This window comes from Streptomyces showdoensis, from assembly GCF_039535475.1.
GTDB classification, from domain to species: domain Bacteria; phylum Actinomycetota; class Actinomycetes; order Streptomycetales; family Streptomycetaceae; genus Streptomyces; species Streptomyces showdoensis.
The window spans coordinates 64,134-70,812 of sequence record NZ_BAAAXG010000007.1 but is presented as its reverse complement, the minus strand read 5'-3'; the positions used below and the strand labels follow the sequence as shown (position 1 = coordinate 70,812).

Genomic DNA, 6,679 nt, shown 5'->3' with positions numbered 1-6,679 from the left:
CGGGGGCGGAGCGGCGGCGCACCATGGATGCCATGGACGGCACAGCCGGTACGGGCGGTACGCCGCGGGTCGGCGAGGTCAGCGCGCCGGGCCGGGTCGCCGGACCCGACGAGGGCATCGGCACGGCCGAGCTGGCCCTGGCGGCCCGCAACCACGGACTGCCGCTCGAAGCGCTGCGCTACGACACCACCCCGCCCGGTCTGCACTACGTCCTGGTCCACTACGACATCCCGGCCGCCGACGCCGGGGACTGGCGGCTCACCGTCGGCGGCCTGGTGCGCCGCCCGCTCGCGCCTCGGCGTCGCGGAGCTGCGCGCGGCGGCCGGCCGTCACCCACCGGGTCACCCTGGAGTGCGCGGGCAACGGCCGGGCCCGCCGCAGCCCCCGCCCGGTCAGCCAGCCCTGGCTCGTCGAGGCCGTCGGGACCGCCGACTGGACCGGTGTCCCGCTGGCCGCCCTGCTCGCCGAGGCGGGCCCCGCCGACGGCGCCGTCGAGGCCGTCTCACCGGCGCCGACCACGGGGTCGAGCGCGGCACCGAACAGGACTACCGGCGCAGCCTGCCGCTCCCGCACGCCGCCGACCCGGACCGCGGCGTGCTCGTCGCCTACGCCATGAACGGCGCCCCGCTGCCGCACCCAGCACGGGCATCCGCTGCGCCTGGTCGTGCCCGGCTGGTACGGCATGGCCTCGGTGAAGTGGCTGCGCGACGTCACCCTCACGCACCCGTTCACCGGCTTCCAGCAGGCCGTCGCCTACCGCTACCGGCAGGGCCCGACGAGCCCGGCGCCCCCGTGGACGTCATCGCGCCCCGGGCCCTGATGATCCCGCCCGGCTTCCCCGACTTCATGTCCCGCACCCGGGTCGTCCACCCCGGCCCCGTCCCGCTGGCCGGCCGGGCCTGGTCCGGGCACGCGCCGGTGACCCGCGTGGAGCTCAGCACGACGGGGAGCGCAGCTGGACCGACGCCGAGGTGACCGCCGACCCGGAGCGGCCCTGGGCCTGGGCCGGATGGCGCACGAGCTGGACGGCGGCCCCGGGCGCGCACCTGCTCACCGTCCGCGCCACCGACGCCGCCGGGCACACCCAGCCGCTCACGGCTCCCTGGAACCGGGGCGGCTTCGGCAACAACCTGGTGCAGCGGGTCGAGGTGCTCTGCGTCACCTAGGTCGCCTCCGGAAAGTCCGCCTGCCCTGGCCGTCCGGCCCGTCCTGCCCACCTCGCCCCCACCCCGTCCCGCCCCGACCCCGGCCCGCCCGGCCGCCCCGGCCGTCCCGCCGCACCCGCACGGGCCGCCCCGCCCGCCCCGCCCCTCCGTGCCGACCCGGGGCCCGGGGCCCGGGCGGGCGACAGGCGTCGGGCGGGGCGCATAGAGTCGGACGCGGACGCCACGTACACCACGCACGACCGAGGAGCATCCCGTGACCGACCCGGAGACCACCGCCCTGCAGCAGCGGATCGCCCGTGAGCTCGAGGTCGGCGAGACCTTCGACCCGCGCGCGGAGATCGAGCGCCGGGTGGCCTTCCTCGCCGAGCGCCTCACCTCCACCGGTCTGGGCTCCCTGGTCCTCGGCATCAGCGGCGGCGTCGACTCCACCACCGCCGGACGGCTCTGCCAGCTCGCCGTCGAGCGCGCCCGCGCAGCCGGCCACCAGGCCGTCTTCTACGCCATGCGGCTGCCCTACGGCGTCCAGGCCGACGAGCGCGACGCCCAGCTCGCCCTCGGCTTCATCCGCGCCGACGAGGTCCTGACCGTGGGACATCAAGCCGGCCTCCGACGCCGCCCTGGAGGCCACCTCGGCCGCCGGGATCGCCTTCCGCGACGCGCACCACCAGGACTTCGTGCACGGCAACATCAAGGCCCGGCAGCGGATGATCGCCCAGTACGCGGTCGCGGGCGCCCACAACGGCCTGGTCGTCGGCACCGACCACGCCGCCGAGGCGGTCTCCGGCTTCTTCACCAAGTACGGCGACGGCGCCGCCGACCTCGTCCCGCTGACCGGCCTCACCAAGCGCCGGGTCCGCGCCGTGGCCGCCGAGCTCGGCGCCCCGGCCGAGCTGGTCTGGAAGACCCCCACCGCCGACCTGGAGACCCTCGACCCGGGGAAGCCCGACGAGGACGCCCTCGGCGTGACCTACGACGAGATCGACGACTTCCTGGAGGGCAAGCCGGTCGGCGAGGCCGCCTTCGCCGCCATCGCGCGCCGCTACGAGCTGACCGACCACAAGCGCCGGCTGCCCATCGCCCCCTGACCGCACCCCTGCGCCGCCGCGCGCGAGCACCAGCACCGACCCGCACGAACAGGAACAGCCAGGTGTCCACCTTCCGGCAGCCCGGACTCGTCCTCACCGACCACCGCTTCGACGTCCCGCTCGACCACTCCGCCCCCGACGGCGAACGCATCGAGATCCACGGACGCGAGGTCGTCGCGGGCGACCGGGGCCGCCGGGGCGGACCTGCCCTGGCTGGTCTACCTGGAGGGCGGGCCCGGCTTCGGCGCCCGGCGCTTCATCGGGCCGCAGGCCTGGCTCGGCCGGGCCGTGCGGGAGTTCCGGGTGCTCCTCCTCGACCAGCGCGGCACCGGCGCCTCCACCCCCGCCAACCGGCAGACCCTGCCGCTCCGCGGCACCCCGCGCGAACAGGCCGACTACCTCGCGCACTTCCGGGCCGACTCCATCGTCAAGGACTGTGAGCTGATCCGCCGTCAACTGACCGGCGGCGCCCCCTGGACCGTCCTCGGCCAGAGCTTCGGCGGCTTCTGCGCCACCCACTACCTCGGCGCCGCACCCGAGGGCCTGGAGACCGTCCTCATCACCGGCGGGCTGCCCTCCCTCACGGCCACCGCCGACGAGGTCTACCGGGCCGCCCACCCGCGCGTCCGGCGCAAGAACGAGGCCCACTACGCCCGTTATCCCGACGACGTCGAGCGGGCCCGCCGGATCGCCGCCCACCTCGCCGAGCACGAGGTCACGCTGCCCGGCGGCGGAACGCTGACCCCCGAGGCCTTCCAGTCCCTCGGCATCCTGCTCGGCGGCGGCGACGGCACCCACCAGCTCCATCTGCTCCTGGAGGACGCCTTCGTCCCCACCCCCGCGGGCCCCGCCCTGTCCGACGCCTTCCTCGAAGCCGTCCAGAGCCACCTCTCGTTCGCGGGCCACCCGCTCTACGCCCTGCTGCACGAGGCCATCTACGCCCAGGGGCAGGGCCCGACCGACTGGGCCGCCGAACGCGTACGGGCCGAGTTCCCCGAGTTCGACGCGGCGCGGACGCTCGCGGGCGACGCGCCGCTGCTCTTCACCGGCGAGACGATCCACCCCTGGCACTTCGACGTCGACCCGGCCCTGCGCCCGCTGCGCGAGACCGCCGCTCTCCTCGCCGCCCGCACCGACTGGACCCCGCTCTACAACCCCGCGCGGCTCGCCGCCAACGAGGTCCCGGTCGCCGCCGCCGTCTACCACGACGACATGTACGTGGACACCGCCCACTCCCTGGAGACCGCGCGCGCCATCCGTGGGCTGCGCACCTGGGTCACCGACGAGTTCGAGCACGACGGGGTGCGGGCCGGCGGCCCGCGCGTCCTGGACCGGCTGCTCGCCCTCGCCCGCGGCGAACTCTGAGCCCCGGCCCGCGCGCCGCGCGGGGATAGGATGCGCCGCGCACCGATCGGCGAGGCGAGCACCAGGGGGCCCGGTGGCACACGGCGAGATCCCGGCGTCCGGGCGCGAGCTGAAGTTCCGTGCCCTGACGGCCCAGTTGCGCCGGGGCCTGCTCGACGGGACCTGGCCGCCCGGCAGCAAGCTCCCCACCGAACGCGCCCTCGCCGCCGAGACCGGCGTCTCCGTGACCACGGTCCGCCGGGCGTACGAGGACCTCGTCGCCCTCGGCCTGGTCCGGCGGCGCCAGGGCGCGGGCACCTTCGCCGCCCACCGCGCCGAGGAGGAGCGGGCCGGCCGGCGCGTGGTCGGCGTCCTCGTGCCCGACACGTCCTTCTACTATCCGCGGGTCCTCCAGGGCATCGAGAAGGAGCTCGCCGCGGCCGGAGCCAGGCTGGTCCTCGCCTGCTCCCGCTACGACCGGGCCGAGGAGGACGCCGCCGTCGGCCGGCTGCTGGCCGCCGGGGTGCACGGGCTGCTGCTCGTCCCCTCCCTGCACACCGCGGCCGATCCGGGGCGGCGCGCCGAGGAGCTCCTGGCCCTGCCCGTGCCGGTCGTCCTGGTCGAGCGGCGGCTCGCCGCCCACGGCCCGGGCGACCCCACCGAGCACGTCTGCACCGACCACGAGGGCGGCGCCTACGACGCCGTGCGGCACCTGCGGGGGCTCGGGCACCGCAGGCTCGGGCTCGTGGTGCGCTCCGACGCGCCGACCACGGCGCCCGTCGAGTCCGGCTTCGCCCGCGCAGTGGCCGACCTGGGGCTGCCCGCGCCGTGCCGGGAGAGCGGGGCGATGACGGAGTGGGACGCCGGCCGCGCCGACCGGGCACTGGCCGCGCTGCGGGCCGCCGGGGTCACCGCGGCGCTCTGCTTCGGCGACCGCGAGGCCGCGCTCGTCCTGGCCGCCGCCCGCCGGGCAGGGCTGCGGGTCCCCGAGGACCTGGCGCTGATCAGCTACGACAACGAGTTCGCGGACGTGGCCGAGACCCCGCTGACGGCCGTCTCCCCGCCGAAGTTCCAGCTCGGCGGGCTGGCCGCGCAGATCCTGCTGCGCCGGCTCGCGGAGGGCGACGCCGCCCCGCTCCACCAGGTGCAGCTGCGGCCCCGCCTGGTCGTGAGGGCCTCGTGCGGGGCGCCACGGAGTGCGCGAGGTTGAGTGATTGCTCGGCAGGTCGCGCATGAAAGTCCAAGTTTTGCGCACCGATTGCTCATTGTTCGCTATCGTCAGCCCGGGTAGAACACCGTTCGAGCCCCGGCGTCCGATCCGGGACCAGGCCCCGAGAGGACGCGCATGACCACCCACGTGGACATCGAGATCGCCAGCCAGCCGCACTGCTGGCGGCGTGCCGCCGAGATCGCCGAGGCACGGACCGCCCTGCTGCCCCGGACCGGCGAACGGGTCGCCGTCGTCGGCTGCGGCACCTCGTACTTCATCGCCCGCGCCTACGCCGCCCTGCGGGAGTCCCTCGGCGGGGGAGAGACCGACGCCTTCCCGGCCTCCGACCCGACCCCGCTCGGCCGGGAGTACGACCGGATCGTCGCGCTCACCCGCTCGGGCACCACGACCGAGGTGGCCGAACTGCTCGCCCGGGCCGCCGGACGCACCCCGACCCTCGTCCTCACCGGGGTGCCCGGCAGCCCGGCCGCCCGCCTCGCCGACGCCGTCCTCGACCTCGGCTTCGCCGACGAACGCTCCGTGGTGCAGACCCGGTTCGCCACCACCGCGCTCCAACTGCTCCGGGCCGGCCTCGGCGTCGACCTCGGCCCCTCGGTCGTCGACGCCGAACTGGCCCTGTACGAGCCGCTGCCCGCCAGCTGGACGCGGCACGGCCAGTTCACCTTCCTCGGCACCGGCTGGACCGTCGGCCTCGCCGACGAGGCGGCGCTCAAGCTCCGCGGGGCGGCCCGCGCCTGGACCGAGTCGTACCCGGCGATGGAGTACCGGCACGGGCCGATCGGCATCAGCGACCCCGGCAGCCTGGTCTGGTGCCTCGGCCCCGTGCCGCCCGGCCTCGCCGACGAAGTCGCCTCCACCGGGGCCCGGTTCATCGCCGACGCCGTCGACCCGGTCGCCGCCCTCGTGCGCGCCCAGCGCCTCGCCGTCGCCCTCGCGGACCGGCGCGGCCTCAACCCCGACCGTCCCCGCCACCTCACCCGCTCGGTGATCCTCGCCGGAGCCCGCTGAACCGCCGTGCCCCTGCCCGGCGGAAGGGTCCGGGCCGTATCCTGCGCCCATGATCGACACCGCCGGGCAGACCCCGCCGCAACTGGAAGAGATGCCCTCCGACTGGCAGCGCGCCCTCGCCGTCGTCGCCCACCCGGACGACCTGGAGTACGGCTGCGCCGCCGCCGTCGCGGGCTGGACCGACGCGGGCAAGGAGGTCGTGTACGTGCTCGCCAGCCGCGGCGAGGCGGGCATCGACGGCCTCGAACCGGCCGTCTGCGCCCCGCTGCGCGAGCGCGAGCAGCGGGACAGCGCGGCGGTGGTGGGCGTGCGGACGGTGGAGTTCCTGGACCACCGGGACGGCGTGATCGAGTACGGGCTCGGGCTGCGCCGCGACATCGCCGCCGCGATCCGCCGCCACCGCCCCGAGCTCGTCCTCACCCTCAACCACCGCGACACCTGGGGCCCGGAGCCCGGCGGTGCCTGGAACACCCCCGACCACCTGGCCGTCGGCCGGGCCACCCTGGACGCGGCGGCCGACGCGGGCAACCGCTGGATCTTCCCCGAGCTGACGGAACAGGGCCTCGCGCCGTGGAACGGGGTGCGCTGGGTCGCGGTCGCCGGCTCCAACCTCCCGACCCACGCGGTCGACGCGGGCCCGGGCCTGGAGCGCGCCACCCGCTCGCTGCTCGCCCACCGCACCTACATCGAGGCGCTCACCGACGAGGACCCCGACGCGTACTGCCGCGACTTCGTGGCCATGTCGACGGGCCGCGCCTCGGAGCGCTTCGGGGGCCGCCCGGCGGTGGCGTTCGAGGTGTTCCCCCGGTAGGGGGCGGACGCTAGGCTCCGCCCCTGGAAGTCAA

General features: G+C 76.3%; 7 protein-coding genes and 3 pseudogenes. 9 read left to right on the top strand and 1 reads right to left on the bottom strand.

The annotated features are described in order from the left end of the window. On the bottom strand, positions 1–221 hold a 221-nt coding region (locus tag ABD981_RS04530; protein ID WP_345528000.1), incomplete at its 3' end, for a hypothetical protein. A gap of 29 nt (positions 222–250) precedes the next feature. Between ABD981_RS04530 and ABD981_RS39030 the strand changes: the two are divergent. From ABD981_RS39030 to ABD981_RS04485, 9 genes and pseudogenes are all read left to right on the top strand, one after another. Next, positions 251–664, top strand: a pseudogene (locus tag ABD981_RS39030) (molybdopterin-dependent oxidoreductase); the annotation flags it as partial. Continuing rightward, positions 665–820 (top strand): hypothetical protein, encoded by a 156-nt coding sequence (locus ABD981_RS39025; RefSeq protein WP_345528005.1) that lies wholly within the window; start codon positions 665–667, stop codon positions 818–820. Beyond that, positions 793–975, top strand: coding sequence for a hypothetical protein (locus ABD981_RS39020; protein ID WP_345528003.1), 183 nt, complete (start codon positions 793–795; stop codon positions 973–975). The genes ABD981_RS39025 and ABD981_RS39020 overlap by 28 nt, the downstream gene beginning before the upstream one ends. Next, positions 972–1,166 (top strand): hypothetical protein, encoded by a 195-nt coding sequence (locus tag ABD981_RS39015; RefSeq protein ID WP_345527998.1) that lies wholly within the window; start codon positions 972–974, stop codon positions 1,164–1,166. Before ABD981_RS39020 ends, ABD981_RS39015 begins: the two co-directional genes overlap by 4 nt. Positions 1,167–1,419: 253 nt before the next feature. Further along, a pseudogene (gene nadE / locus ABD981_RS04505) lies at positions 1,420–2,251 on the top strand (ammonia-dependent NAD(+) synthetase). 62 nt (positions 2,252–2,313) lie between these two features. Then, positions 2,314–3,616: pseudogene (locus ABD981_RS04500) on the top strand (alpha/beta fold hydrolase). A gap of 73 nt (positions 3,617–3,689) precedes the next feature. Beyond that, entirely contained in the window at positions 3,690–4,805 is a 1,116-nt protein-coding gene (locus ABD981_RS04495) for a LacI family DNA-binding transcriptional regulator (RefSeq protein ID WP_123954915.1), read from the top strand. 135 nt (positions 4,806–4,940) lie between these two features. Beyond that, the gene (locus tag ABD981_RS04490; RefSeq protein WP_046910262.1) at positions 4,941–5,834 is read left to right on the top strand and encodes an SIS domain-containing protein; all 894 of its coding nucleotides are present in this window, start codon (positions 4,941–4,943) and stop codon (positions 5,832–5,834) included. A gap of 49 nt (positions 5,835–5,883) precedes the next feature. After that, entirely contained in the window at positions 5,884–6,645 is a 762-nt protein-coding gene (locus tag ABD981_RS04485; RefSeq protein ID WP_046910263.1) for a PIG-L deacetylase family protein, read from the top strand. Positions 6,646–6,679 lie beyond the last annotated feature (34 nt).

What these genes read in the sequence shown, in the direction of transcription:
- ABD981_RS04490 (WP_046910262.1), top strand. Translation starts at nt 4,941, where the DNA reads ATGACCACCCACGTGGACATCGAGATCGCCAGCCAGCCGCACTGCTGG.
- ABD981_RS04485 (WP_046910263.1), top strand. Translation starts at nt 5,884, where the DNA reads ATGATCGACACCGCCGGGCAGACCCCGCCGCAACTGGAAGAGATGCCC.